We start from the raw sequence: 24,992 nt of genomic DNA on the forward strand, positions 1-24,992 counted from the left end.
ACCCGCGTCACCGGATGTGCACGGGGTCCGCTCACGGGACGTGCACGGGGCCGACGACGCTGCGAGGGGCGGCACGCCCGCCCGACGCCCATGACCGGACACACCGCCCGGAGCCTTCCGCCGCGCGGAGCCGAGGCCTGTCGCCCCGTTTCGAGGGCATACGCCGAGGGCCGGGCCGCACTCGCCGCCCGGATCCGAGAGCACGAGACGGACACGTGGGGGTTCCATGCCGACTGCCCTGCCGGCGAGACGGGCCGGAGTCGACGAAGAGGCGCGAACGGGCGTAACCCGTCCCGGCCGCTCCCCCGCCCTGACCAGCGGCGCCGGCCGTGCCGCCGTACGCGTCGGCGCGCTGACGGTCTGCCAGGCGGGACTGCTGACGGGCCTCGGTCTGCTGATCACCGGCCCGGCGCGGGACTGGTGGCCGCTGACCGTCGAGGACGAGGTGAACGAGGGCTTCGAGCGCATACGTACGCACGCGCTCACCTCCGCCTCGTTCGTCGGCTCCGGCGCGGGCAACACCTCGACGGTGGTCGGCATCACCCTGCTGGTCTGCGTGGGGCTGGTCCTCGTCCCCCGGTTGCCCAGGTGGCGGGAGACCGTCTTCCTCGCGACCGCCGTGTCCCTCCAGGCGCTGGTCTTCCTCGTCATCACGGAGTCCGTCGACCGGACCCGCCCGGACGTGGAGCGCCTGGACGCCTCACCACCGACCTCCAGCTACACCTCCGGACACACCGGGGCGGCCACCGCGCTCTACGGCGGGCTCGCCGTGCTGGTGCTCTCCCGGGTACGCGGCCCCTGGCGGAGGGTCCTGGGCGCCGTGCTGCTGCTGATCCCGCTGCTGGTCGGGGTGGCCCGGCTCTACCGGGGCATGCACCATCCCACCGATGTGCTGGGCGGCCTGCTGAACGGCGGGCTCTCCCTGCTGGTCGTGGGCCGGGCCGTCCTCGCGGACGACTACGCGGCGGCCCCCGTGCCCGCCGCCGCGACCGATGTCGCCGTGGCCGCGGCCGAGTCCCGTACCGAGCGGCCCGACCGGCGGGCCACCGGGCACACCGTCGTCATCGTCAACCCCACGGTCACCGGTCCCGCGGTCCGGGACAGCCTGCGGCTCGTCCTGGCCCAGCACGGGCGCGGGGAACCGGTGTTCGCGGAGACGACGGCGGACGATCCGGGCGCCGGGCAGGCGGCGCAGGCCGTGCGGGAGGGCGCCGGTCTGGTCGTGGTCTGCGGCGGCGACGGCACCGTCCGTACGGTGGCCGACGCCCTGGCGGGTACGGGCGTCGCGCTGGCGGTGGTCCCCTGCGGCACCGGCAATCTGCTCGCCCGCCACCTCGGCCTGCCGCTCGACCCCGCCAAGGCCCTGCACACGGCCCTGACCGGCACCCGGCAACGGCTCGACCTGGGCAGGCTGGAGGGAGACGGCTTCCCGGCGACCCACTTCACCGCCATGTCGGGGGCGGGCCTGGACGCGGCGATGCTGGAGCACACCTCCTCCCGGGCCAAGTCCGCGGTGGGCTGGCCCGCTTACGTGCTGGCGGGGCTGCGGGAGCTGCGCTCGCCCCGGACCCGGCTGACGGTCTCCCTGGACGGCGGGCCGGTCCTGCACCGGAGCGTCCGGATGGTGCTCCTCGCCAACATCGGTACCGTGCAGGGCGGCGCCGCCCTCGTACCCGCCGCCCGGCCGGACGACGGGCTGCTCGACCTCGCCCTCTACGATCCGCGCGGCCCGGCCGGCTGGCTGCGCGCCCTCGGGGTACTGCTGCGCCCGTCCTCGGCCACGGGCCGCGCGGGCGCCCGGGACGGCGGCCCCGTCGAGTTCCTCACCTTCCGCCGGGCCGAGTTGCGCTTCGCGTCGCCGCAGCCCCGGGAGATGGACGGCGACCCGGTGGGCGCCGGTCTCCGGCTCACCGCCGAGGTCGTGCCCGGGGCGCTGACCGTACTCGTCCCCGCCGGGGGCGCGTGATGGGTACGGCGACCCGGGTTCCGCAGACCCGTGACATGACGGGCGACGAACTCTCCGCCGACGAGGCGCTGGCGACCCTGCGCCGGTACGGCGGGTGGGCGCTCGTCCGCGACTCCTTCGTACGCTTCCGCTACTCCGACGGATTCAGCCACTCACGCGCCCTCGCCCTGCAGACGGTGCTCGCGGTGATACCGCTGGTCATCGCGTTCGTCGGGCTCTCCGCCGAGATGCACACCGAGAACATCGGCAAGCTCGCCGAACTGACGATCCACCGGATCAGCGCCGGCCCCAGCGCCGACGTGGTGGACGAGGCGCTGGACCAGAGCCGCCGTCAGACGGGCATCGGGGCCCGTCTGGCCCTCTGGTTCGGACTCGCCTTCTCGATGGTCAACACCACCACCGCGATGTGCCAGGTCGAGCGGGGCGCGAACCGGATCTACGGCGTGGAACGCGACCGGGTCTTCCACAAGAAGTACCTGCGCGGGCTCGTCATGTCCCTCAGCGCGGGCATCCCGCTCGGCCTCGGTTCCCTGCTGATGGTGGCCGGCGGCGACCTCGTGACCGCGGCCACCTCCGTCTATCACCTCGGCGACGGCGCCCGGACCGCCTGGGACCTGCTGCGGTGGCCGCTGGGGCTGCTGCTCGCGCTGATCTCCGCCAGCGCGATATTCCGCCGGGCGCCCCGGCGCAAGCAACCCGGTTACACCTGGCTGGCGTTCGGGGCAGCCGTCTATCTGGTGCTGTGGACCGCGCTGACCTGGCTGCTCAGCAAGTACCTCGCGTTCAGCGGGTCCTTCGACACCGTCTACGGTCCCCTCAGCGCCTTCATGTCGCTGCTGCTGTGGGCCTACCTGACCTCGATCGCCCTCTTCCTCGGGCTGTCCTTCGCCGCACAGCTCGAAGCCGTGCGGGCACGACGGCCCGGCCCGATCCAAGCAGACCCGGGAGCCTGAATGCCGGTACGCACCACCGCCCGCCGCCTCCGCGACAGCCGCCGCGCGGACCGGAGATTCGGCGCCCGGCTGCTCGGGGCGGCCGCGGTCGCCGCCGTGGCCGCGGTGCCCTTCGCCCTGGTACTCGTTCTCGTGGAGGGACACTGGCAACCGCTGCGGCGGCTCGACGCGTCGGCGGCCATGCGACTGCACCGGACCGCCCTCGAACACCCCGCGTGGACGGACACCCTGCGCATCCTCTCCGACTGGGTGTGGGACCCGGCGGTGCTGCGTTCGCTGGTGGCGGTGCTGACGCTCTGGCTGCTGTGGAAGCGTGCCTGGCGCCTCGCCTGCTGGTCGGCGGTCACGGCTGTCGCCGGGGCGCTGACCGGCATGCTCGTCAAGTCCGTGGTGGAGCGCGCGAGGCCGTCCCTGGAGGACCCGGTGGCGCATGCTCCGGGCTTCTCGTTCCCCTCGGGGCACGCGATGACCGCGACGACCTCCTGCGCGGTCCTGCTGCTGGTGCTGCTGCCGATGGTGCCGCGCGCCTGGCGTCCGGTGTGCTGGGGCGTCGCGGTCCTGTCGGTGCTCGGGGTGGGGTTCACCCGGGTCGCGCTCGGCGTCCACTGGTTCAGCGACGTCGTCGGCGGCTGGCTGCTCGGGGCCGCGGTGGTAGCGCTCACCGGCTGGGCCTTCGAGGCCTGGCGCACCGACGTGGGACGCCGCCGGACCGAGCTCGGCGAGGGCCTGGAGCCGGAACTGACCGGCGCCGAACCGGAGCGCCAGGAAGCCTGACGCCGCCCTGCCACCCGGCCCCGAGAAGCCCGCCACCGGTTCGTCTTCCGGTGGCGGGCTTCTCGGGGTCGCGGGCCCGGGACCGTCCGGCGCGAGGGGCGGCCCGGGGACTGCCACCCTCAGTCGGGCCAGGTCCCCGTCACGCGTCGTACGGTGATGGCCCCGCCCCGCCCGATCGCGGCCCGGACAGTGGAGAAGATCGCCCCTTGCAGGGCCGCCGCGGCAAGGATTTCCGGCCAGCCGCGATCACGGTCCGTGGGGCTGGGGGCGTCGCCCTGGCGGGCGGCCACCTTCCACACCTGACGGAACAGCGCCCCCGCCACGAGTCCGCCCGCCATGCCTGCCGCGAGGCCGATGGGCTTGTAGACGACGGCAGAGGTCTTCATCCGCGCCGCCGGTGACGCGCGATCGCCACCATCGCGACCGCCGCCACTCCGCCGGCGACCAACAGGCCCTCCTTGCCGCGCGCGGCGTGGGCGACGCGGTCGGCGCCCCTGCGCACCGACTCCGGGGTGTGCTCCTGGAACGTGTCCGCCAGGGAGTGCGCGGCCCCGCCGACCGCGTGCTGGGCCTGCGAAGCCTTCTCCAGCACCTCGTCCGGGGTCTTCTCACGAGCCCGTGTCCGCACCTCGGCTGCCTTCCGGGCGGCCTGTGCCCGCATCTCACCGGCCTTCTGGGCCGCCTGCGCCTTTGTCTCGGCGGCCTTGCGGCGGCCGCCCTCCGTCGCGTCCGTCGCCTTCTCCCGAGCCTGGGAGGTCAGCTCGCCGGCCTTGGCGAGGGCGGTTTCGTCCGCTGTCGCCGCACGTTGCTCCACCGTGCGGCCGAGTTCGTCGCGTGCGGCCCGCGCCTGCGTGCGCAGGTCCTCCGGCGTCGGTGCGGAAGCGGCCTCGCGGGGGGTCTGGTCATCCGTCATCGCTCTGCACTCTCCTTCGCGTCGATGGCCGGTCCCGGGCGGGTTTCCGCCCTCGCCGGCCACGGATCATCGGCATGCTCCCCGCGTGCCCCGAGGCGGGCGCCCGATGCCTCGGAGAGGAGAGTGCTTAGAATGCAACGATTTGTCCCCGCCGTTCGGAGTCCGCACCGATGACCACCCCCCACGATCGTTACGTCCGGGTGCGCGGCGCCCGTGAGCACAACCTCCGGAACGTCGACGTGGACATCCCCCGCGACACGCTGACCGTGTTCACCGGGGTGTCCGGGTCCGGCAAGTCGTCGCTGGCGTTCGGCACGATCTACGCGGAGGCGCAGCGAAGGTACTTCGAATCGGTGGCCCCGTACGCCCGCCGACTGATCCACCAGGTCGGCGCCCCGGCGGTCGGTGAGATCACCGGGCTGCCGCCGGCGGTCTCGCTGGAGCAGCGGCGTTCCTCGGCGGGCGAGCGCTCCTCGGTGGGGACGGTGACCACGCTCTCCAACTCGCTGCGGATGCTGTTCTCCCGGGCCGGCGACTATCCGGAGGGTGCCGAGCGCCTGGACTCCGACGCGTTCTCGCCCAACACCGCCGCGGGCGCCTGCCCCGAGTGCCACGGGCTCGGCCGGATCCACCGGACCTCGGAGGAACTGCTCGTCCCGGACGCCTCGTTGTCGATCCGCGAGGGGGCGATCGCGGCCTGGCCGGGGGCATGGCAGGGCAAGAACCTGCGGGACGTGCTCCACGCCCTCGGCCACGACGTCGACCGTCCCTGGCGTGAACTCCCGGCGGCGGAGCGGGAGTGGATTCTCTTCACCGACGAGCAGCCGGTGGTGACGGTCCATCCGGTACGCGACGCGGGCCGCATCCAACGCCCCTACCAGGGAACGTACATGAGCGCGCGCCGCTATGTGATGCACACGTTCGCGGACTCCCGGAGCCGGACGCTGCGGGCGCGGGCGGAGCGGTTCCTGACGAGTGTTCCCTGTCCGGTCTGCGGGGGTGCGCGGCTGCGGCCGGAGGCGCTGGCGGTGACCTTCGTCGGGCACACCGTCGCGGAGTTGGCCGCGCTGCCGCTGGCGGGTCTGTCCGAGGTGCTGCGCGCCCGGGGCGGGGACGCCACGGCCCGGGTGATGACCACGGATCTGCTGGCCCGTATCGGCACGGTCACCGAGCTGGGTCTCGGCTATCTCAGTCTCGACCGGACGGCGCCGACGCTCTCCTCGGGCGAGCTCCAACGGCTGCGGCTGGCGACGCAGTTGCGGTCCGGGCTTTTCGGGGTGGTGTACGTGCTGGACGAGCCGTCGGCGGGTCTGCACCCGGCCGACACCGCGTCCCTGCTCGCGGTGCTCGGCAGGCTGAAGGAGGCCGGGAACACGGTCTTCGTGGTGGAGCACCAGCTGGACGTGGTGCGGCAGGCGGACTGGCTGGTGGACGTGGGGCCGCTCGCCGGGGAGCACGGCGGCCGGGTGCTGCACAGCGGTCCGCCGGCCGGTCTCGCGGAGGTGGCGGAGTCGGCGACCCGGCGCTTCCTCTTCGGCGGGGCGGCGCCCTCCGCCCGTCCGCCGCGCACCCCCTCGGGCGAACTGCGTCTCGAAGGGGTCCGGCGCCACAACGTGCGGGGCGTCGACGTGACGTTCCCGCTCGGGGTCTTCACCGCCGTCACGGGTGTCTCGGGTTCGGGCAAGTCGACGCTGGTCGGGCAGGTGCTGGCCGGGGTGCTCGCCGACCGCCAGGCCTCGCCGGTGGCGGACTTGCCGGACGCGCCCGCCGTCCGCGACTGCGTGTCCGCGCGGGGGCTGGAGGCTGTGGACCGGCTCGTGCAGGTGGATCAGAGGCCCATCGGCCGGACCCCGCGCTCCAACCTGGCCACGTACACGGGCCTGTTCGACGTCGTGCGCAAGCTGTTCGCGGAGACGGACACCGCGCGGGAGCGCGGCTACCGGGCGGGGCGGTTCTCGTTCAACGTGGCCGGCGGGCGGTGCGAGACCTGCCAGGGCGAGGGGTTCGTCTCGGTGGAGCTGCTCTTCCTGCCCAGCACGTACGCGCCCTGCCCCGACTGCCACGGGGCGCGCTACAACCCTCCGACGCTGGAGGTCACCCTGCGCGGGCTCTCCGTCGCCGGGGTGCTGGACCTGACGGTGGAGGCGGCGGCCGGGTTCTTCGCCGGGGTGCCGGCCGCCGAGCGGAGCCTGCGCACCCTGAACGAGGTGGGGCTCGGCTATCTGCGCCTCGGGCAGCCCGCCACGGAGCTGTCGGGCGGCGAAGCGCAGCGGATCAAGCTGGCGGCGGAGCTCCAGCGGTCCCGGCGGGGCCACACCCTGTACGTGTTGGACGAGCCGACCACGGGGCTGCACCCGGCCGATGTGGAGGTGCTGATGCGCCAGCTCCACGGGCTGGTGGACGCGGGTGGCACGGTGGTGGTCGTGGAGCACGACATGGCGGTGGTGGCGGGTGCGGACCATGTGATCGACATGGGTCCCGGCGGTGGCGAGGAGGGCGGGCGGATCGTCGCGGCGGGCGCCCCGGCCGAGGTCGCGCGGGCGGCGGGCAGCCGCACGGCCCCGTTCCTCGCCCGGGCGCTGCGTACGGAGTGAGACGGACGACCCGGCGACCGGAGAAGCCGGGAGGGGGCCGCACCCCCTCCCGGTGGGTCCCGCCGCTGCCCACGGTGCGGCGGCGGGACGGTCGGTGTCGCCCGACGACGGGTCGTCAGCGCCGTACCTTGCGGGTGGCGCGCAGCCACTCCTTGTTCATCGCGGCGATCGAGGGGAGGGGGATCCCCTTCGGGCAGGCGGTGGCGCATTCGCCGGTCAGGGTGCAGCCGCCGAAGCCCTCCTCGTCCATGGTGGCGACCATGTCGAGCACCCGGGTCTCCCTCTCGGGCGCGCCCTGCGGCAGCACGTTGAGGTGGTTGATCTTCGCCGAAGTGAAGAGCATCGCCGAACCGTTGGGGCAGGCGGCGACGCAGGCGCCGCAGCCGATGCACTCGGCGTGCTCGAAGGCGAAGTCGGCGTCCGGCTTGGGCACGGGGGTGGCGTGCGCGTCGGGGGCCGTACCGGTGGGGGCGGAGATGTAACCGCCGGACTGGATGATGCGGTCGAAGGCCGAGCGGTCGACCACCAGGTCCTTGATGACCGGGAACGCGGAGGCGCGCCAGGGCTCGATGTCGATGGTGTCGCCGTCGTCGAAGGACCGCATGTGGAGTTGGCAGGTGGTGGTGCGCTCGGGGCCGTGCGCGTCTCCGTTGATGACGAGACTGCACGCGCCGCAGATGCCCTCGCGGCAGTCGTGGTCGAAGGCGACCGGTTCGTCGCCCGCGAGGGTCAGTTCCTCGTTGAGGGTGTCGAGCATTTCGAGGAACGACATGTCCTGCGAGATGCCGTCGACTTCGTAGGTGGCCATGGCGCCGGGCGCCTCGGCGTCTCGCTGGCGCCAGACGCGCAGGGTGAGCTTCATGCGTAGCTCCGCTGGGTGGGGTGTACGTGTTCGAACACGAGGTCTTCCTTGTGCAGGACGGGGGCCTCGCCGGTGGCGGTGAACTCCCACGCGGCGGCGTAGGAGAACTCCTCGTCGCGGCGGGCGGCCTCACCGTCCGGGGTCTGCGACTCCTCGCGGAAGTGGCCGCCGCAGGACTCGGCGCGGTGGAGGGCGTCGAGGCACATCAGCTCGGCGAGCTCCAGGTAGTCGACGATCCGGTTGGCCCGCTCCAGCGACTGGTTGAACTGCTCGCCGGTGCCGGGGACCTTGACGCGGCGCCAGAACTCCTCGCGGATCAGGGGGATGCGCGCGAGGGCCGTGCGCAGCCCTTCCTCCGTGCGGGCCATTCCGCAGAACTCCCACATGAGTTCGCCGATCTCGCGGTGGAAGGAGTCGGGGGTGCGGTCGCCGTCGATGGAGAGCAGCAGGTTGAGCCGGTCCTCGGTCTCGGCGACCGTCTCCACGACCACCGGGTGGTCCGCGCCGACCGGGTCGGTGTGCGGGTTGCGGGCGAGGTAGTCGTTGATGGTGGACGGCAGGACGAAGTAGCCGTCGGCGAGGCCCTGCATCAGTGCGGAGGCGCCGAGGCGGTTGGCGCCGTGGTCGGAGAAGTTGGCCTCGCCGATCGCGAAGAGCCCGGGGATCGTGGTCTGCAGGTCGTAGTCGACCCAGAGGCCGCCCATCGTGTAGTGCACGGCGGGGTAGATCCGCATGGGGGTCTCGTACGGGTCCTCGGCGGTGATCCGGGCGTACATGTCGAAGAGGTTGCCGTACTTCTCCTCGACCTTGGCGCGGCCCATCCGGGCGATGGCGTCGGCGAAGTCGAGGTAGACGCCCTGGCCGCCGGGGCCGACGCCGCGGCCTTCGTCGCAGACGTTCTTGGCGGCGCGTGAGGCGATGTCGCGCGGGACGAGGTTGCCGAAGGCGGGGTAGATCCGCTCCAGGTAGTAGTCGCGCTCGTCCTCGGGGATCTCGTTGGCCGGGCGGTCGTCGCCCTTGGCCTTGGGGACCCAGATCCGGCCGTCGTTGCGGAGCGACTCGCTCATCAGGGTGAGTTTGGACTGGTGGTCGCCGGTGCGCGGGATGCAGGTGGGGTGGATCTGGGTGAAGCAGGGGTTCGCGAAGTGGGCACCGCGCCGGTGGGCCCGCCAGACGGCGGTGGCGTTGGAGTTCATCGCGTTGGTCGAGAGGTAGAAGACGTTGCCGTAGCCGCCGCTGGCCAGTACGACCGCGTCGGCGAAGTAGGTGTCGATCCGCCCGGTGACCAGGTCGCGGGCGACGATGCCGCGGGCCCGTCCGTCGACCACGATCAGGTCGAGCATCTCGGTGCGCGGATGGAGTTCGACGTTGCCCGCGGCGATCTGCCGGGAGAGCGCCTGGTAGGCGCCGAGGAGGAGTTGCTGTCCGGTCTGGCCCCGGGCGTAGAAGGTGCGGGAGACCTGGACCCCGCCGAAGGAGCGGTTGTCGAGGAGGCCGCCGTACTCGCGGGCGAAGGGGACGCCCTGCGCGACGCACTGGTCGATGATCTCGACGGAGATCTGCGCGAGCCGGTGCACGTTGGACTCGCGGGCGCGGAAGTCGCCGCCCTTGACGGTGTCGTAGAAGAGCCGGTGTACGGAGTCGCCGTCGTTGCGGTAGTTCTTCGCGGCGTTGATGCCGCCCTGCGCGGCGACCGAGTGGGCGCGGCGCGGGGAGTCCTGGAAGCAGAACTGGACGACGTGGTAGCCCTGTTCGGCGAGGGTGGCACCGGCCGAGCCGCCGGCCAGGCCGGTGCCGACGACGATGACCGTGTGCTTGCGGCGGTTGGCCGGGTTGACGAGCTTGGCCTCGAAGCGGCGGGTGTCCCAGCGTTCGGCGACGGGGCCTTCGGGGGCCTTGGTGTCGGCGAGGGGCTCGCCCGTGCGGTACTGCGTGTAGTCGCTCATGTCAGCTCACGACTCCGGTCATGACGGCAACGGGTACGGACACGAATCCCGCGGTGAGCACCACCGCGATCACGTTGGCCAGGGTTTTCAGGACCCGGTCGCGGGTGGCGCTGCCGACTCCGAGGGTCTGCGCGGCGCTCCAGAATCCGTGCTGGACGTGGAGGCCGACGGCCAGCACCGCGACGATGTAGATGACGTCGCCGTACCAGGTGGAGAAGGTGTCGACGACGTTCTGGTAGGGGTGCCCGGCCTGGAACCCTCCGCTGTGCACGGTGCCGGTGGTGAGGTCGAGGATGTGCCAGACGATGAAGAGCGCGAGGATGATGCCGCCCCAGCGCATGGTCCGGGTGGCATAGCTCGCCCGGGCCCTCTTGTGGACGTAGCCGACGGGGCGCGCCCTGAGGTCGCGCCGGCTGAGCTGGTACGCGGATACGGCGTGCAGCACCACGGCGGCGACGAGCACCAGCCGGACGATCCAGAGCGCCCACTCGTGGTGGAGGAAGGGCTCGCCCAGGGTACGCAGCCAGTGGGCGTAGTGGTTGAACTCGCCGGGCCCGAAGAAGATCTTCAGGTTGCCCAGCATGTGTACGACCAGGTAGCCCAGCATGATCAGGCCGCTCACTGCCATGATCGTTTTCTTGCCGACGGTCGAGTCCCAGAGCGTGCGCGTCATGGACGGCCGTCGTTCCGCCCGCGTTGCCAATGCCATGGACACGAAGGTAGGGCCGGAGGTCCCCATCGGTCCAAGAGATGACCACGCTCATCTCCATAGGCATGGCCTATGCGACGGGTTTAACCTGCCTTTATGCACTTCCAGCAGCTCTCCTATTTCGTGGCCGTCGCCGAGACTCGGCACTTCACCCGGGCCGCCGAGGCGGTGCACGTCTCTCAGCCCTCGCTGTCCCAGCAGATCCGGGCCCTGGAGAAGGAGCTGGGCGCGGAACTCTTCAGCCGGGCCCGGGGCAACATCGCGCTGACCGACGCGGGCGAGGCCCTGCTCCCACTGGCCCGCCGCATCCTCGCCGACGCGGAGACCGCACGCCGCGAGGTGCAGGAGCTGGTACTGCTGCGACGCGGGCGCATCCGTCTGGGCGCCACCCCGAGCATCTGTACGGGCCTGCTGCCCGACGTACTGCGCGCGTACCACGACCGGCATCCGGGGATCGAACTGCTTCTGGAGGAAGGCGGTTCCCACGACCTCGTACGCCAACTGGCGCGCGGGGCACTCGACATCGCCCTGCTGGTGCTCCCCCTGCCTGCCGGTTCACCGGCGTTGACCACGGTGGAGCTGCTGCACGAGGACCTGGTCGTGGTGTCGGCCGCCGACGGGCCCGCGCCGGGCCGGGGCAAGTCCGTACGCATCGCCGATCTCCAGGGCGTACCGCTGGTGATGTTCCGCCACGGCTACGACCTGCGCGAGCTCACCGTCGCCGCCTGCCGGGCGGAGGGCTTCGAGCCCACGTTCACGGTGCAGGGCGGCGAGATGGACGCGGTGCTCGGCTTCGTACGGGCGGGGCTCGGCATGGCCGTGGTGCCGCGCATGGTGGCGGGCCGGGCCGGCCAGGGCCTGCGGATGACGCCGCTGGCCCCGCCCGGACTGCGTCGGACCATCGCGCTGGCCCACCGCACGGACGTGGCACCGCCCCGCGCGGCCCGGGAGCTCCAGCGGATGCTGCTGGAGGCGGACCCGGGCAGCCTCCTCGGCGATGTCTGATCCGTTCGTACCGGGCGGGGTGGGTGCCGGGGCCCCACCCCGCCCCGGCTCACACCGCGTCGGCCAGCACCAGCGAGTGGATGCGGTCCGGGGCTCCGGGGCGGGCGTAGTACCACCCCTGGGCCGTGTCGCAGCCCAGCTCCCGCAGCTGATCGGCCTGGGCCGCCGTCTCCACGCCCTCCACCGTCACCGCCAGGTCCAGGCTGTGCGCCAGGGTGACGATCCCCTCCACGATCTTCATGTCGACCGGGTCCGCCGGGTGCCGCTGCATGCCCCGGGTGAACGACCGGTCGAGCTTGAGCACGCTGACCGGAAGGCGGCGCAGGTTGGCGAGGTTGGAGTAGCCGGTGCCGAAGTCGTCGAGCGCGATGTCGACGCCCATCTCCGCGAGCTGGCGCAGCGGTTTGAGCAGCCCGTCGTCGGCTCCGATCAGCGCGGACTCGGTGAGCTCCAGGCAGAGCGCTCCGGGCTCGAGGCCGGAACGTTCCAGCACGTCGACGGTCTCGGCGACGAGCCGGGGGTGGTGGAGCTGGGTGGGCGAGAGATTGACGTTGATCCGCAGCGGGCCGCCGTCGGTGTGCCGCTCCTGCCAGTGGTGGGCCTGGCGGACGGACTCCTCCAGCACCCAGCGGCCCAGCGGCACGATGAGGCCGGTGTGCTCCGCGAGGGGGATGAACTGGTCCGGTCCGAGGATGCCGTGCTGCGGGTGCAACCAGCGCACGAGGGCCTCCGCACCGTGCACGCTGCCGTCGCCGAGGTGCACCAGCGGCTGGTACTCGATGAAGAACTCACCCCGCTCCAGGGCCGCCGGGAGCGCGGTGGTGAGCCCGTGCCGGGTGATGGCCCGGGCGTCGGCCTCCTCGTCGGCGTGCTCGAAGCGGTTGCCGCCGGCCGATTTGGCGCGGTACATCGTGATGTCCGCGCTGCGCAGCACCTCGGCGGCGCTGCGGATGCCGGAGGGGCCCTCCACGACCCCGATGGAGCCGCGTACCGTCAGCTCCCGGCCCTCGATCCGGATGGGGGTGGAGAGCACGCCCAGGATGCGGCAGGCGAGGTCGCCCACCTCCCGGGCGGTGTTCGGGCCGGTGGTCAGCGCCACGAACTCGTCGCCGCCGAGGCGGGCCACCATCTCCCCCTGCGCCGTCGCGCAGCTCTGCAGCCGGTCGGCGACCTCGACGAGCAGTCGGTCGCCCGCCGCGTGGCCGAGGCTGTCGTTGATGGCCTTGAACCCGTCGAGGTCGAGGTAGCAGAGTCCGAAGCGGGTGCCGCCCTTGGCCGCCACCGCCTTCTCCAGCCGTTCGAAGAAGAGGGTCCGGTTGGGCAGCCCGGTGAGCGCGTCGTGGGTGGCCTCGTAACGCAGCCTCAGGTTCAGCAGCCTGCGCTCGGTGGTGTCCTCCATGAGCGCGAGCTGGTACTCCGGGCGCCCCTCGGAGTCGCGCAGCAGCGACACCGTGAGGTTGGTCCACAGGACCGTACCGTCGTTGCGGAAGTAGGGCTTCTCGACGCGGTAATGGTCGCGTTCGCCGCGGACGAGCTCGTGGTAGTACCGCCAGACGTGCGGAGTGTCCTCCGGGTGGGCCCAGTCCGTCAGCTTGCGGCTGCGGACGTGGCTGTCGAGACCGCCGAACATCCGGGTGAGGGTGTCGTTGAGCTCCAGCACGTTGCCGTCGAGGTCGGCGATGGCGATACCGATCGCGGCCTCCGCGAAGACCGCCTGGAAGCGCGCCTGCGTCTCGTGCAGCACCTGCTCGGCGTGCGAGCGGGCGGTCAGCGCGGAACGGGCGATGGCCTCCTGCTCACCCAGGGTCCGCTCGCGCAGCGCGTGGCTGTACCCCCCGGCCAGCGCGTGCTGGATGCGCGCGCTGCGGGCCCGGCTGTCCTCGGTCGAGAGCTCGGCGGGGCCGTTGCCGCCGCAGTAGAGCACCAGGTACGAGTCGATGACGCCGAGGGTGGCGGTGAGGGCGTCGGGGTCGGTGCAGTGCGCGGCGACGAGCGCCGCGCCCACCTGCTGGGCGGGCGCCGCGTCGAACGGGCGGGCGTGCAGGGTCTCGTTCAGCTCGCGTGCCAGGGGCAGCAGATGCTGTTCGAACTCGGGCCGCGTCAGCGAGGTGGCCGTCGACGGGAAGATGGCCCGGCTCCAGATCGTGGCGAAGCGCCGGAGCCGGTCCTCGGGGCCGTCCGGTTCCTCGTCGGACGCTCCGGACTTCTGGGCGGGGATGGTCACGCCTTGCGCCCCACACCGGCGTACCCCGAGAAGGCGAAGGGATCTTCGGGCTCACCGGCCGTACCGGGGTCGGGCCGCCAGTCGGGCATCGGCACCAGCCCCGGGTCCACGAGTTCGAACCCCTCGAAGAAGCGGGCCACCTCGGCGGGCGAGCGCATGATGAGCGGGTTGCGGATGCTGCTGTACACGCCCACGGCACCGCCCGCCTCCTCCCGGGTGAGCGGGATGCCCTCGTACGCGGCGTGGGTGACCACGAGCAGACTGCCCGGGGCGAGCGCCTCGCGCAGCTCGGCGACTGCGGCGTACGGATCGTCCGCGTCCTCCACGAAGTGGAGCACGGCCACCAGGAGGAGGGCCACCGGCCTTTCCAGATCGAGCAGTTCGCCGATCTCCGCGTTCTTCAGGATCTCCTGCGGACGGCGCAGGTCGGCGGCGACCACGGTGGTGCGGCTGTCACCGTCGAGAACCGCACGGCTGTGCGCCACCGCGACCGGGTCGTGGTCGACGTAGGCGATGCGCGCGGCGGGATCGGCCGCGTGGGCGATCTCGTGGACGTTGCCGAAGGTCGGTATGCCCGAGCCGATGTCCAGGAACTGGGTCACGCCCGCGGCCACCGCGTAGCGCACCGCCCTGCGCATGAACGCGCGATTGGCCTGCATGATCTTGGGGAGACCCGGCAGGAACTCCATCGCCCTGCGAGCCGCTTCCCGGTCCACCTCGAAATTGTGCGAGCCGCCCAGATAGAAGTCGTACATGCGGGACACGCTCGGCACCGATATGTCTATGCCTTGCGGTGCCCAGGCGGGACGCTCCATCGATGTCTCCAACAAGTCGCCACGACGATCCGGCCATGTTCATGGTCAGTGTTGAGCAGAGGCTACTGACCGACCGCCAAGAGAGCGAGTGGAAACGGAAATTCGCGGTCCGTTATTGGTCACACCCTGGTGACAGGTGTGACCACCGTACGTATCCGCAGGTGAACGCGGAGCGACGGGAGTTCCCGCCGGGCCGACGAGAGACTATCCGGAACTGGCCAACGAACCAACGGTGTTGCACCGGGCATAGCCAGGACCCCTATATCACATATCGCCACACACGCTCCCCCGGGGGCATCCGCCACTCCCTTCGTGACATCACCCACCTTTATCCAAAGGCGAGTTGCCCGCCACGCACCGGATACCGACCCCCCGGTAACCGAGGTCCGGCGAACACCGACCACCGCGCGGCAATTCAGGCCACACCGAATGGCCGGTACGCCTGACGGGGCGGGTTCGCCGACGATCTCCGCCACCGTGCCGGGGCGAACGAACCTCCCGGAAAGGGAAGTCGACGCTCACGGTCGGTCAATGACCGCTCACCGAAAACAGTCCGCGCGGTCCGGGCCGAGCGCCTGCCCGCGGAGACAACCCGGCGACGACAGAGCACGCTCCCACCCTTCGATACAGGAAAATCGCCGATTGTCCCACCATCAGGCGAATCACCCGAGTGCGTCGTACGCATCGCGCCGAGGAGGACCATGATCCGGTTCGTGCACGGATCACGTATCGGACGGCTCACCGCGGCCACCGCACTCCTCTGGCTGATGACCGCGCCCGCCCCGGCGATCGCGGACGCCTGCGCGGTCGTCGTCATCGGGCAGGACGGCGGAATAACCGCGGTCGCCGTGGCGGGGAGCGGCGTATGCACGCCTCCTCCCACGCCGCCGCCCGCTCCGTCGCCCGAGCCCTCGCCCCCTCCACCGTCCCCCACTCCTCCGCCTCCGCCGTCTCCGACGCCGGAGCCCTCCCCGACCCCCGAACCCCCGCCGCCACCCCCGAAGCCCCGGCTGCCGTCGCCACGCGCCCTTCCGCCCCCCGCGCCCCGGCCCACGCCTCCGCCCCCCGCGCCGGCCCCGCCGCGCCCCCGGACCCCGAGCCCGTCACCGACCCCCTCGCCCACCCCCTCCGCACGCCCCACGCCCCATGTCGTCGCACTGCCGGCCTACCGCCGGCCCCATCGCCAAGTCCACGACAGCGGAACCTCGTTGGTGACGCTCTCCCTGATGATCACGGCTCCCGCGGTGTTCGCCGTCGCGGTGCTCCGGCCTCGCTCGTCCCGCTGACCCGACGGAGGACACCTTGTCGGAATGGATCGCCCTCTCCATCGCTATGGCATCGGTCTGTGCCGTCGTACTCACCATCGCCGTCCTCAACAACCGCCGCGTGGGCGAGGACGACGACCCCTCCGAAACGCCCGACGTCATCGAGTACATGACGATGATGATCGGCGTGGTGTACGCCATCGTGCTCGGTCTCGCCATCGCGGGCGTCTGGGAGGGCCGCAGCTCCGCCCAGGAGTCGGTGCGCCTGGAGGCCCAGGCCCTGCACGAGGTCCACGCGCGCTCGTCCGTCTATCCGGCGGAGGTCCGCGAACGCATCCGCTCGGACGTCGACACCTACGTCTCGTACGTGGTGAACGACGAATGGCGGTACATGGAGGACCACGGCTCCCTCACCGAGCACGGCACCCGGCTCATCGACACGATCCGCGCGGACGTCACGAACTACGTCCCGCGGAACGACCACGAGGGCCAGGCCTACCAGCCTCTCGTGGACCAGGTCGCGGCGGCCGACGACGCGCGCAGCGCGCGCGGGCAGAACGCCGGAGCCACGATGCCGGGGGTGGTGTGGTTCGGCCTCATCATCGGGGCCCTGGTGACCGTGGGACTGATCTTCACGCTGCAGATCCGCAGAACCTTCCGCGAACTGCTTCTCGCGGGCCTCTTCAGCGTGCTGATCGCGTTTCTCCTCTTCCTGATCTGGGACTTCGACGCCCCCTTCGGACGGGGCATCTCCGCGACAGCCGCACCCTTCCTCGACCTCTTCCCGCACGCGGGGGGCTGAGGTGCCCGGGCTGTCCTCCCTCCCGGGCCGCGAGCCGCCCGGGAGGGAGGACAGCCCTGCCCCATTCGCCTTACTCCGATCGCGGGATATGTGGGGTGCTCCTAGCGTGTCGGACATCGAGGTGTATTCCCTCATGCTTCACGCGTCGCGGAAACCGGTTCCGCGGATACGCCTCGGTCCCCGGAGGCTCACATGCGCGCGATACGTGTCGCACCCCTTGCCCTGTCCGGCGCCACCGTTCTCCTCCTCGCGTCCCCCGCCGCCCACGCCGCGCAGGACGGGGGGAGCACCTCGCCGTTCACCCCCACCGTCACCCCCTCGGTCATCTCACCCGGCGGCCAGGTCACGCTGGGCAGCGGGGGGTGCTCGGGCGGGGCGACCGTCACCTCGGGAGTCTTCGACACCGCTCTCATCTCCAGCGGAAGCACCACTGCCGTCGCCACGGTGGACCGGGACGCCCAGCGGGGTGCCATCTACGCGGTGACGTTCAGATGCGGCTCCAGCGGCGACGCGAGGAACGTGAGCCTCACCGTGACGGGCGGCGCCACCACGAGCGCGTCCACCACCGCTCCCGCCACCGCCGTCGCCCCCGTCGCCCCCGTCACTCCGGTGATCGGCACCGCCACGGCTCTCGCGACGGCCGGCCCCACGTCGTCCGCGCCCGCCCCCGCGGGCGTCCAGGGCGGCCTCGGCGGAAGCATCGGTTCGCTCGACCGCGGAGAACTCGCGGCGGGTGCGGCGCTCGTCCTGGTGGCCGTCGGCTCCACCGTCCTCTTCGCGCGCCGTCGCGGCGCCGGCCGGCACTGAACGGCGCCGGCCCGCCGGACACCGCGCGCACCGCGAACGTCGGTCGCCCCGGGTCCTTGACGAAGGACCCGGGGCGACGGGCATATCGGGCCGGGCAGCAGGGACGGCCCCCTAGACGGCCGCATTGCTCGTCCGACGCCGGCGGACGATGAAGACGGCACCGCCGACGGCCGCGGCCGCCACCAGCGCGCCGCCGATCCGCGTCTCCGTGGAACCGGGTCCCATGGAGCCGCCGAGGCCGCCCTGGGCTCCCCGGCCGTCGAGCACGGTGAACCGCGCCGTCGCCACGGCGTCGTTGCCGTTGCCGTTGCCGTTGCCGTTGCCGTTGCCGTTGCCGAAGTCGTTGCCGTCGTTGTTGTTGCCGTTGCCGTTGTTGCCGTTGCCGTTGTTGTTATTGCCATTGCTGTTACTGCCGTTGATGCTGTTGTTGCACCGCACGGACAGGTTGTAGTGCCCGGGGGTGGTGTCGTAGCGGATGCGCGCGGTGGCGTACCCGGTGCGGCCCGCGGAGAGCTCAACCGTCGGGAACGCGTTCGACCACACCCGGCCGCCGCGGTTGCAGCCCTGAGCGCTGATCTGCAGCGTGGCGCCCTGGTGGACCGCGCGGGGGTTGACCGTGACGTTCACCGGGCCGGACGGGGTCGGACCACCGCCGGCGACGGCCAGCGTGGGGGCGAGTCCCACCGCCGCGAATGCCGTCGCGGTGACCGCGAGAGCGCGTGTAGCACGCATCGTGTGAACCTCCAGCGGGACGCGCCCCGGAAGCCTCTCCTCCGGGATCGATCGAACGCGTCCCATGACGAACCCTCACCAGAACCGCGCCGGGTCGCATGTCGGCACCGCGGCTCCCGGTACGGCGACACGCCGAACGACGTGTGGCGCCACCTGACGGAGCCGCAGGTCATGAACCGTCAGATTTTTTATCCGGCCGTTACTCCGACAGGCACCGACAGGCACCGACAGGCACCGACAGGGGCGGGCAGGGACAGGCACCGACAGACGAGGAGGGCGCGCCACCCGTTCGCGCCGCTCCGATCGCCGTCGTGCCCTCGCGCCCTTAACGTGCCGAGCGTGGCGAGCGCGGCGACGAAAGGGAGAACCATGGGCCGGGACAACTGGAAGGTCCGGCGGACCAGGCACACTCCCTGGGGGGCCGTCGCCCTGGTCATGCTCACCGGGATCGCCATGATGAGGAACGGCGTCGATGTGCCGGACGGGCCGCCGCAGCCCGTGTCCGCCGCCCGCGTCGACGGCACGCGGGGCGTCGAGAGCGCCCCTGTGGAGGCGGAGCCGGTGCAGATGCTTCCGTACGCCCCCGCCGCCCGCGTCTCGATCCCCGCGATCAAGGTGGACGCCCCGATCGTGGACGTGGGCCTCGACCAGGACGGCTGGATCGCGGCGCCCGACCCGCACGACAAGAATCTGGCGGGCTGGTACCAGAACGGCATCTCCCCGGGACAGCGGGGCACGTCGGTGGTCGTCGGCCACGTGGACAACATGTCCGGGCCCGCCGTCTTCTATGGACTGGGCTCCCTCACCAAGGGCGAACACGTGGAAGTGACCCGCTACGACGGCAGGGTGGCGGTCTTCGAGATCTACGGCGTGGAGGTCTTCTCCAAGGCCGACTTCCCCGGCCCCCGGGTGTACGGGGACACCGGCTACGCCGAGCTCCGGGTGATCACCTGCGGCGGCGGCTATTCGAAGGCCGGTGGATACGACGGCAACGTGGTCGTCTTCGCGCGCCTGTCCGAGACCCGCTGACCACGGGCCGCCGGCCGCGGACCCGCCGGGCGGAAGCGACTCCGCCCGGCCCGCGCGCGTCGGGCGCTGCGTTCAGGTGCGGTACGGCACCGTGAGCCGGTATCCCTGGTCGATCAGGCGGGGCAGGTACTGGGGCAGCGCTTCGACGGTCTGCGAGCGGTTGCCGCCGGCGTCGTGGGAGAGCACGACCACGCCCGGGGCCGCCCCGTCCAGCACCCGGGTGATGATCGAGTCGGTGCCGGGCGTCTCCCAGTCCAGGGTGTCCACCGTCCAGGCCATCGGCTCCATGTTCAGCTCCGCGCCGATCTCGAAGACGTTGCGGTTCCACGCCCCGTACGGAGCCCGGAACCAGAGCGGCGCGTCCCCGGCCGTCCGCCGGATCACCTCGCTGGTCCGCTCGATCTCGTCCCTCGCCTCAGCCCGGGTCAGGCCGGTCATCAGGGGGTGCGTCCAGGTGTGGTTGCCGATCACATGGCCGTCCTCGGCGATGGCACGCACGAGATCCTGGTTGTCGTTCGCCATCTCTCCACAGAGGAAGAACATGGCGTGCACCTGGTGTCGGCGGAGGGTGGCCAGGATCTGTGGCGTGTAGACCGGATCGGGGCCGTCGTCGAAGGTGAGCACCATCGCGTGCCCGAGGTCCGGCAGCTCCTCGAAGGGCCTGGTGCGTACGGGCGGCCGTGCCGGCCGCCGCCTGGGAGCGGCCTCCGCCGCCTGGCCGACCATGGGCTGGAGCCGGTAGCCGGCGGGTCTGCGGGGAGCCGCGGCGGGCGGACCGGCCGCCACCGGGGTCCGCGGGCCGGCTTGCGGTCCGGTGGTGGGCGCCGCGGCCGGTTCCGCCGCGATCAGGTGCGCGGCAGCCACCGCGCCGAGTCCGGCAGCGATTTTCAGCAGCGCTCGGCGCCCGGGTGGCTTCTTTTCATACTTCATGACCAACTGCTCGCACGAAGATCCTTTTGTCGGACCGTGCGACACGGAGGCCGTGTGAGGTGTACCCGATGGGAGGACCGCACCTGTGCCGACCGGCCCAGCACCGCACCCCGGCTCCGTTCGGCAGCGCGCACGGGAGCCGCTAGCCTTCCTGCCGTGAGTGAGCAACAGCGACACCAGTTCGAGCGTGGCACTGATGGACCCAAAGTGATCGTCGCGGGCATCGACGGCTCGGAGTCCTCCATGCGGGCGGCGGCCTACGCCGCCGGGCTCGCACGCAGGCAGAACGCAACGCTGGCCCTGGTCTACGTCCAGCCTCTGATGGTCGCCGGGGCCGCGCTCGGGGCGCCCGTGTCCGGGACCACCGGCGACGTGGCGGAGAGCCTGATCAACGAGATCCGGACCTCCACGGAGCGGATGAAGGACACCTGGGACGTTCGCTGGGAGTTCCACACCTTCCCCGGGGATCCGTACAACGGGCTGGTCACCGCCGCGGACGAGCTGAAGGCGGACGCCGTGGTGGTGGGCGCTTCCGAGTCGGCCGGCCACCGGATCATCGGCTCGGTGGCGGTGCGGCTGGTCAAGGCGGGACGCTGGCCGGTGACGGTGGTGCCGTAGGCGCGCTCCGCAGGGTCAGCCGTCGGGAAGCCGACCGTTCACCGCACCGCTCGCCGCTCCGTGCGACCGCTCGTCGCACGCCCCGGCCCGCGGCCTGTTCCTCCGCCCGTCGATGCGTTCGTATACGCCAGGCGGCAACGAGGCCGCCGCGACCTGCGGGAAGGGACGTTCCACGATGTCCACGACGACCACCGACGAACGGGCCCTCGCGCAGTTGCTGCGGGAACACGGCCCCGCGCTCCTCCAGTTCCTCCAGGGGCTCACCTACGGCGACAGTCAGCGGGCCGAGGACTTGGTCCAGGAGACGCTGGTGCGCGCCTGGCAACACCCCGAGGCCTTCGCCGCACCGTACGAGTCGATGCGGCCGTGGCTCTTCACCGTGGCACGGCGCCTCGCCATCGACGCGCGCCGGTCCCGGCAGGCGCGGCCCACCGAGGTCAGTGACTCCGTACTGGAGTGCGCCTCCGCGCCGTTGGACACCGCGGATTCGGCGGTCCGTTCCCTCGACGTCCGCGCGGCGGTGCGCGGGCTGAGCCCCGAACACCGCGCGGTCCTCGTGGAGATCTACTTCCACGGGCTCAGCGTCGGAGAGACGGCCGAGGTGCTCGGCATTCCGCCGGGCACCGTCAAGTCGCGTTCCTACTACGCGCTGCGGCAGCTCCAGCGCGGCCTTCCCGGCTACTCCAGCAGGTCCTGCTCGGTCAGCAGGGCGAGGAAGCCGGGGGCCTGTAGCACCTCCGTGTAGGCGGCGGCACATGCGTCGCAGCGGAGCAGGTGGCGTGAGACCTCGCCGGCTTCCCGATCGGTCAGCGCGTCGAGTACGTAGGCACCGAGCAGAAGGCTCACGTGCGGGTGTTCGGCCGGACCGGCGGTCATCGCAACCTCGTATCTGCTCAACGACTCCACTCACCCCTGCCCACGTGGATCACCGGCCGCCGGTTCAACGGAGCTCGGCGACCGAGGGCTTGCAGATCATTGACACGTCCTCTTGGTCATCCCGTCGGGGGCGCTGCTTCGGTCCTGGAAAGGTGAGCCGGGGAGGGCGGCCTCGCCGGCTGCCGCCCTCCGGGGCCAGGGCCTGTGTGGGTGTCCAACTGCTCTGGGGACATTCCGGTCAGTGCTGGGTAGGACAGCTGTGCCTGGTTCCACGTCGGTACGGGTGTCCGAACCCTGTTCGACGCGCGCGTTCCAGCATCGGTTGAGCTACGGCCATCCACCGTGATCCCCTCGACGGACTCCGCACAGCGTTCGCGGACACCGCGACACACGCACTGTCGCGATGTTCACGTCTACCGACAGCACCACCATGTCCGCGACCGGGAGGAGCAACAGCTCCTCAACGGAAGAAAAGCTCATTCACCACCACGAAGTGTCTGCCAGTCACTCGTGCCACGGCTCGCCCAATGTGGACGCCCATGAGATGCTCTGCGGGCAGCGATCCGGATACGTGTCGACAGCGACGTCCGTGTGGCGCCCCTGGCACTCGTCGGACCGCTTCGGGGCCGTGGGCCCGCCACGAAGGGAGACGAGACCGGAGGTCGCACGTGGAGGGGGACACCTTCGGCCGGTTGCTGCGCGACGCGCGGCAGCGGTCGCTGTTGACGCTGGAGAGCCTGGCCGATGCTTCCGGGGTGAGTGTGCGGGCCATCAGCGACATGGAGCGTGGCCGCAGTCTGCCCCGGCAGAGCACTCTCGCCGAGCTGCTGGACGCCCTCGCGCCGGACGACGAGTCGCGTCGGCGGCTGCTGGCCGCGGCCCGGAGCGGTACCAGCCAGGGACCCCGCCAACTCCCGCCCGATCTAGCGGTCTTCCGCGGACGCGACACCGTGTTGACTGCTCTGCGCGAGGCGACGGAGGGGCAGGCCGGGAACGCGGGGCATGTCGTCATCTCGGCGATCGGCGGGCTGGCCGGGGTCGGCAAGACCGCGCTGGCCGTGCACTGGGCGCACCGGGTGTCCGCCCGTTTCCCCGACGGGCAGCTCTATGTGAACCTCCGCGGCTTCGAGGACTCGGGCGACCCCTTGGACCCCGCGGACGCGCTCGGCTCGTTTCTGCGGGCACTCGGCACGCCCAGCCTCGACATCCCCTCCGGCACCGGACCTCGCGCGGAACTCTTCCGGCGCACGGCGGCCTCCCGGAGACTGGTCGTACTCCTCGACAACGCCCGTGACGCCGAACAGGTCAGACCGCTGCTGCCCGCCTCCCCTGGCTGCCTGACCATCGTCACCTCTCGCAATCGGCTCGTCGGCCTGGCGGCGGCGGACGGCGCCCGGCTGATCAGCTTGGACGTGTGGACGCCGGAGGAGGCCGTTGCCGCACTGGCCGCGCGCATCGGGGCCGAGCGCTGCCGCAGAGAGCCCGAGGCCGCCGGTGAGCTGGTACGTCTGTGCGGCTATTTGCCGCTGGCCGTCGCCGTCGTGGGGGCGCAGCTCACTGTCGAACCCCGGTTGGCGCTGCGCTTTGCCGTCGCAGAACTGCGCCAGTCCCGGCCCGGCCTCGACGCCTTCGCCGCAACCGACCGCGCGGTCGACGTCCGCGCCGTTTTCGCCCGCTCCTACCGCGCGCTGTCCCCGGTCACGGCCCGGTTCTTCCGCCATCTCGCCCTCCACCCCGGCCCGGCGGTCTCCGCCCAGGCCGCCGCCTCCCTCGCGGACGTACCCGTGCCGCAGGCCCGCGGCTGCCTGCGCGAACTGTCCTCGGCGAGCCTGATCTCCCGGGATTCCGAGGGCCGCTACGTCCTCCACGACCTGGTCCGCAGTTACGGCGCCGAACTCGCCGACCAGGAGCATGACGACCGCAGGGGCGCCGAAAACCGGCTGCTCGGCTATCTCCATCACAACGCCCAAGCGGCGAACCGCCTCATCCTGCCGCAGTTCAGGTCCGGGCTGCCCGACGATCCCCCGCCCGGCGTGGTCCGCGTCCCGCTGGGCGACCGGCAGGACGCCCTCGACTGGTACCGCCAGGAAGAGGAGACCGCTGCCGGCGCCCTGCACACCATGACGGGGCCGGGTCTGCCTCGCCGCCAGATCGACGTGGCACTGGAGTGGGTTACCTACCACGAGGTCACCGGGCGCTGGACCGAGGAGATCGCCGCCACCCGGATGGCTCTTGAAGCGGCCGTGAGGCTCGACGACCCGGTCTCCGTGGAACGCGCCGGCCACAATCTCGTCCGAGCGCTGATCGAGACCGGACGCGGCGACGAAGCGGCGGAGCCGCTGGCGGTGCGCTCGGCCAGCCTGCCGCTGCTGTCCCCGGAGCACCGGGCCCCGGCCGAACGACGTGCCTCCTGGGTATGCAGCCGGCTGGGGCGCCATGACGAGGCGCTGTCCCACGCCCGGCAGGCCCTGGCCATCGCCCGTACCCTCGGCCACTCCGACGAACTCGGGCGCGCGCTGATCGAGATGGCGTTCAAGGTCTCCGAGCGCGGGGAACACCTGGAGGCGGTCGCCCTGTGCGAGGAGGCGCTGCCCGTCCTGCGGGAATCCGGCGAGCCCCGCTACGAGGCGGTGACTTGGGGCACCCTCGGGATCGCCCGCCTCGGCCTGGGCCAGCTCGACGCGGCGATCGACTGCTGCGAGAAGGCACTCGCGCTGTTCGAGGCGAACCACGACATCTACAACCAGGCCGAGACCCTGGACAATCTCGCCTCGGTACGACTGGAGCGCGGCGAGCCCGAACAGGCTCGGGCGCACTGGTACCGCGCCGCCGGCCTGTTCGCCGGCCTGCGGATCGCCCGTGCTGACGAGATGCGCGCCAAGGCCGAGGCCGTACCGCACTCGGCCGGAACCTGAGGTCCCGGCCGCCGGCCCGGATGCCGCGGGTGGGCGAGGCGGAGCGGGCTGGCAGAGGGAGGGGAACCGGAGCTCCGGGCCGCGTGAGCGGGTGATCCGAGCGGATGTAAGCCGGCCCTCCCCGCGCGGGCGGTCGAGCCCCTCACCTGCTGGGCGAACCGGCCGACGAGGACCGGGGACGCCGCCACGGGCGGCCGGTCCGCCGGGCCACCCGCTGTAGCTCCAAGAGCCCCGACAGAGGCGGGTGAGGGCGGCGC

The 24,992-nt window shown here is 71.9% G+C and carries 21 protein-coding genes; 11 read left to right on the forward strand and 10 right to left on the reverse strand.

Translation table 11 applies throughout. The features are described from left to right. Positions 1 to 226 precede the first annotated feature (226 nt). Genes OHA55_RS35185 through OHA55_RS35195 form a run of 3 tightly spaced genes read left to right on the forward strand, consistent with a single transcriptional unit; the run spans position 227 to position 3,693 of the window. The gene (locus OHA55_RS35185) at positions 227 to 1,966 is read left to right on the forward strand and encodes a diacylglycerol kinase family protein (protein ID WP_266714355.1); all 1,740 of its coding nucleotides are present in this window, start codon (positions 227 to 229) and stop codon (positions 1,964 to 1,966) included. Further along, positions 1,966 to 2,919 (forward strand): YihY/virulence factor BrkB family protein, encoded by a 954-nt coding sequence (locus OHA55_RS35190; RefSeq protein WP_266714357.1) that lies wholly within the window; start codon positions 1,966 to 1,968, stop codon positions 2,917 to 2,919. Before OHA55_RS35185 ends, OHA55_RS35190 begins: the two co-directional genes overlap by 1 nt. Further along, positions 2,920 to 3,693, forward strand: coding sequence for a phosphatase PAP2 family protein (locus OHA55_RS35195; protein WP_266714359.1), 774 nt, complete (start codon positions 2,920 to 2,922; stop codon positions 3,691 to 3,693). A gap of 119 nt (positions 3,694 to 3,812) precedes the next feature. Here the strand turns inward: OHA55_RS35195 and OHA55_RS35200 are convergent, their stop codons facing one another. After that, on the reverse strand, positions 3,813 to 4,079 hold the full coding sequence (locus OHA55_RS35200; protein ID WP_266714361.1) for a DUF4235 domain-containing protein: 267 nt from the start codon (positions 4,077 to 4,079) through the stop codon (positions 3,813 to 3,815). Further along, complete coding sequence (locus OHA55_RS35205; RefSeq protein WP_266714363.1) at positions 4,076 to 4,606, reverse strand: hypothetical protein; 531 nt, start codon at positions 4,604 to 4,606, stop codon at positions 4,076 to 4,078. Before OHA55_RS35205 ends, OHA55_RS35200 begins: the two co-directional genes overlap by 4 nt. A gap of 170 nt (positions 4,607 to 4,776) precedes the next feature. On the opposite strand from OHA55_RS35205, the gene OHA55_RS35210 reads away from it, so the two are divergent. Beyond that, on the forward strand, positions 4,777 to 7,200 hold the full coding sequence (locus OHA55_RS35210; RefSeq protein ID WP_266714365.1) for an excinuclease ABC subunit UvrA: 2,424 nt from the start codon (positions 4,777 to 4,779) through the stop codon (positions 7,198 to 7,200). A gap of 115 nt (positions 7,201 to 7,315) precedes the next feature. Here the strand turns inward: OHA55_RS35210 and OHA55_RS35215 are convergent, their stop codons facing one another. The 3 genes from OHA55_RS35215 to OHA55_RS35225 are packed head-to-tail and all read right to left on the reverse strand — an operon-like array spanning position 7,316 to position 10,717. Continuing rightward, positions 7,316 to 8,062: a succinate dehydrogenase/fumarate reductase iron-sulfur subunit gene (locus tag OHA55_RS35215; protein ID WP_266714367.1), complete on the reverse strand. Its 747-nt coding sequence runs from the start codon at positions 8,060 to 8,062 to the stop codon at positions 7,316 to 7,318. Beyond that, on the reverse strand, positions 8,059 to 10,008 hold the full coding sequence (locus OHA55_RS35220; RefSeq protein WP_266714368.1) for a fumarate reductase/succinate dehydrogenase flavoprotein subunit: 1,950 nt from the start codon (positions 10,006 to 10,008) through the stop codon (positions 8,059 to 8,061). The genes OHA55_RS35215 and OHA55_RS35220 overlap by 4 nt, the downstream gene beginning before the upstream one ends. Before the next feature lies 1 nt (position 10,009). Continuing rightward, positions 10,010 to 10,717, reverse strand: coding sequence for a succinate dehydrogenase (locus OHA55_RS35225; protein WP_266714369.1), 708 nt, complete (start codon positions 10,715 to 10,717; stop codon positions 10,010 to 10,012). A gap of 96 nt (positions 10,718 to 10,813) precedes the next feature. On the opposite strand from OHA55_RS35225, the gene OHA55_RS35230 reads away from it, so the two are divergent. Further along, positions 10,814 to 11,722 carry a LysR family transcriptional regulator gene (locus OHA55_RS35230; protein WP_266714370.1) on the forward strand — a complete coding sequence of 303 codons (909 nt, stop codon included), beginning with the start codon at positions 10,814 to 10,816 and terminating at the stop codon, positions 11,720 to 11,722. A gap of 49 nt (positions 11,723 to 11,771) precedes the next feature. Here OHA55_RS35230 and OHA55_RS35235 read toward each other — a convergent pair whose 3' ends face one another. Beyond that, positions 11,772 to 13,946 (reverse strand): bifunctional diguanylate cyclase/phosphodiesterase, encoded by a 2,175-nt coding sequence (locus OHA55_RS35235; RefSeq protein WP_266714372.1) that lies wholly within the window; start codon positions 13,944 to 13,946, stop codon positions 11,772 to 11,774. Then, the gene (locus OHA55_RS35240) at positions 13,943 to 14,761 is read right to left on the reverse strand and encodes an SAM-dependent methyltransferase (RefSeq protein WP_266714374.1); all 819 of its coding nucleotides are present in this window, start codon (positions 14,759 to 14,761) and stop codon (positions 13,943 to 13,945) included. The genes OHA55_RS35235 and OHA55_RS35240 overlap by 4 nt, the downstream gene beginning before the upstream one ends. Positions 14,762 to 16,063: 1,302 nt before the next feature. Between OHA55_RS35240 and OHA55_RS35245 the strand changes: the two genes are divergently transcribed. Both OHA55_RS35245 and OHA55_RS35250 read left to right on the forward strand, forming a co-directional pair. Further along, positions 16,064 to 16,828 carry a DUF4239 domain-containing protein gene (locus OHA55_RS35245; protein WP_266714376.1) on the forward strand — a complete coding sequence of 255 codons (765 nt, stop codon included), beginning with the start codon at positions 16,064 to 16,066 and terminating at the stop codon, positions 16,826 to 16,828. A 192-nt stretch (positions 16,829 to 17,020) separates the two neighbouring features. After that, the gene (locus OHA55_RS35250) at positions 17,021 to 17,635 is read left to right on the forward strand and encodes a hypothetical protein (RefSeq protein ID WP_266714378.1); all 615 of its coding nucleotides are present in this window, start codon (positions 17,021 to 17,023) and stop codon (positions 17,633 to 17,635) included. A 111-nt stretch (positions 17,636 to 17,746) separates the two neighbouring features. Here the strand turns inward: OHA55_RS35250 and OHA55_RS35255 are convergent, their stop codons facing one another. After that, positions 17,747 to 18,367, reverse strand: coding sequence for a hypothetical protein (locus OHA55_RS35255; RefSeq protein ID WP_266714380.1), 621 nt, complete (start codon positions 18,365 to 18,367; stop codon positions 17,747 to 17,749). A 369-nt stretch (positions 18,368 to 18,736) separates the two neighbouring features. Here OHA55_RS35255 and OHA55_RS35260 point away from each other — a divergent pair, with 369 nt between their 5' ends. Further along, positions 18,737 to 19,396, forward strand: coding sequence for a class F sortase (locus tag OHA55_RS35260; RefSeq protein WP_266714382.1), 660 nt, complete (start codon positions 18,737 to 18,739; stop codon positions 19,394 to 19,396). A 72-nt stretch (positions 19,397 to 19,468) separates the two neighbouring features. On the opposite strand, the gene OHA55_RS35265 is transcribed toward OHA55_RS35260, so the two are convergent. Beyond that, entirely contained in the window at positions 19,469 to 20,326 is an 858-nt protein-coding gene (locus OHA55_RS35265; RefSeq protein ID WP_266714384.1) for a polysaccharide deacetylase family protein, read from the reverse strand. Between the two features lie 156 nt (positions 20,327 to 20,482). Between OHA55_RS35265 and OHA55_RS35270 the strand changes: the two genes are divergently transcribed. Together OHA55_RS35270 and OHA55_RS35275 are read left to right on the forward strand one after the other, a co-directional pair. Continuing rightward, positions 20,483 to 20,944, forward strand: coding sequence for a universal stress protein (locus tag OHA55_RS35270; RefSeq protein WP_266714386.1), 462 nt, complete (start codon positions 20,483 to 20,485; stop codon positions 20,942 to 20,944). Between the two features lie 175 nt (positions 20,945 to 21,119). Then, positions 21,120 to 21,689: a sigma-70 family RNA polymerase sigma factor gene (locus OHA55_RS35275; RefSeq protein WP_266714388.1), complete on the forward strand. Its 570-nt coding sequence runs from the start codon at positions 21,120 to 21,122 to the stop codon at positions 21,687 to 21,689. On the opposite strand, the gene OHA55_RS35280 is transcribed toward OHA55_RS35275, so the two are convergent. Further along, positions 21,623 to 21,820 (reverse strand): zf-HC2 domain-containing protein, encoded by a 198-nt coding sequence (locus OHA55_RS35280; protein WP_266714390.1) that lies wholly within the window; start codon positions 21,818 to 21,820, stop codon positions 21,623 to 21,625. The genes OHA55_RS35275 and OHA55_RS35280 overlap by 67 nt on opposite strands. 668 nt (positions 21,821 to 22,488) lie before the next feature. On the opposite strand from OHA55_RS35280, the gene OHA55_RS35285 reads away from it, so the two are divergent. Next, positions 22,489 to 24,735, forward strand: a complete 2,247-nt coding sequence (locus OHA55_RS35285; RefSeq protein ID WP_266714392.1) for a tetratricopeptide repeat protein — start codon at positions 22,489 to 22,491, stop codon at positions 24,733 to 24,735. Positions 24,736 to 24,992: the final 257 nt, after the last annotated feature.

The sequence above is a fragment of the Streptomyces sp. NBC_00102 genome, assembly GCF_026343115.1.
GTDB lineage: Bacteria > Actinomycetota > Actinomycetes > Streptomycetales > Streptomycetaceae > Streptomyces.